Annotated in this window: 2 protein-coding genes; both read right to left on the bottom strand. The window is 72.8% G+C overall.

Going from position 1 to position 1,152, the window contains the following annotated elements; all coding sequences use genetic code 11:
- Positions 1 to 65: 65 nt before the first annotated feature.
- On the bottom strand, positions 66 to 275 hold the full coding sequence (locus ACFRQN_RS40885; protein WP_049660537.1) for a cold-shock protein: 210 nt from the start codon (positions 273 to 275) through the stop codon (positions 66 to 68).
- A gap of 305 nt (positions 276 to 580) precedes the next feature.
- Positions 581 to 991, bottom strand: coding sequence for a sigma factor-like helix-turn-helix DNA-binding protein (locus tag ACFRQN_RS40880; RefSeq protein WP_074001055.1), 411 nt, complete (start codon positions 989 to 991; stop codon positions 581 to 583).
- Positions 992 to 1,152 lie beyond the last annotated feature (161 nt).

Genomic DNA, 1,152 nt, shown 5'->3' with positions numbered 1-1,152 from the left:
CGTACCGCCTGTGCGGTACGGGCCCCGGTTCCCTCTACGATTCGAGAATCGTGCGGCGGGAAATGTCAGAGAGCGACGGGGCGGATGTTCTCCGCCTGGAGGCCCTTCTGGCCCTGCGTGACGTCGTACTCGACCTTCTGGCCCTCGAGCAGCTCACGGAAGCCCGAGGCGTTGATGTTCGAGTAGTGGGCGAACACGTCCGGGCCGCCGTCTTCCTGCTGGATGAAGCCGAAGCCCTTTTCCCCGTTGAACCACTTCACGGTGCCGAAAGCCATGGGAAATTCTCCTTCTAAGGCGCTGTAGACCGCACTGCGCGGGCTACTCGTCGCCGCACTGATGACCCGCCGGGATCTCAGAAAAAAAATACGCCTGCGATGGGAATCAGCAGGCGCACACAGAGTTCATGGGAACCAAAACTGCAACTCCTACGACCGTAACAGGCCTCGGGCCGAAACGGGAATTCTCGCGGCGCTCTTCTTCGACGCACCGGTGACGTCCGGGTGCGCCGCCGGCCGTACGGACCGGCCCGCCGGCCCGGTCCCGGGCGCCGCACGGCGGGGGCACCCCCGGGCGGGGCCGCTCAGCGGCGGGCGGCCGCCAGGGAGCGGAGCTGGACGTGGACGGCGGCGGGCTCGGTGCCGGTGAGGGCGGCGATCTCGGCGGCGGACAGGTCGAGGACCAGGTGCAGCAGCAGGACGTCCTGCTGGGCGGCGGTGAGGTGGGCGACCGGGCCGAGCGGCCGGGGGCCGGCCAGGGCGCAGACGCGGCGGCGCACCGCCTGCCAGGCGCAGGCGGCCGGGCTGGCGGTGGCCAGGGCGTCGAGCCAGTGGCCGCCGAGCTCCTCGAACGCGGCGCGGACGGCCAGGGGCGCGTCGGCGGGCGACAGGAGCAGCGCGGCGTAGTCCAGGTAGTGGCGCAGGTGGAGGTCGTGCAGCGCCCACAGGCCCAGGGCGGGCCCGGGGGCGGCCGGGCGGCGTGGTGGTGTCGGCATGGTGGTGTCCCGAGTTTCCCGAGGTGTCCCGAGGTTTCCCGCAGGTGGCGCGGGCGGGCGCCGGCCCGCAGGCAGATGCCGGCCCGCGACGGGGACGCGGGCGGGTGCCCGTCCGTGGATGGCTGGGGCCCGCGGCCGGGACGCGGCTGGCGCGTCCCGGC

Source organism: Kitasatospora sp. NPDC056800, assembly GCF_042789775.1.
GTDB lineage: Bacteria > Actinomycetota > Actinomycetes > Streptomycetales > Streptomycetaceae > Kitasatospora.
Note: the sequence above shows the minus strand (reverse complement) of the source record. Positions and strands in the feature narration are given on the sequence as shown.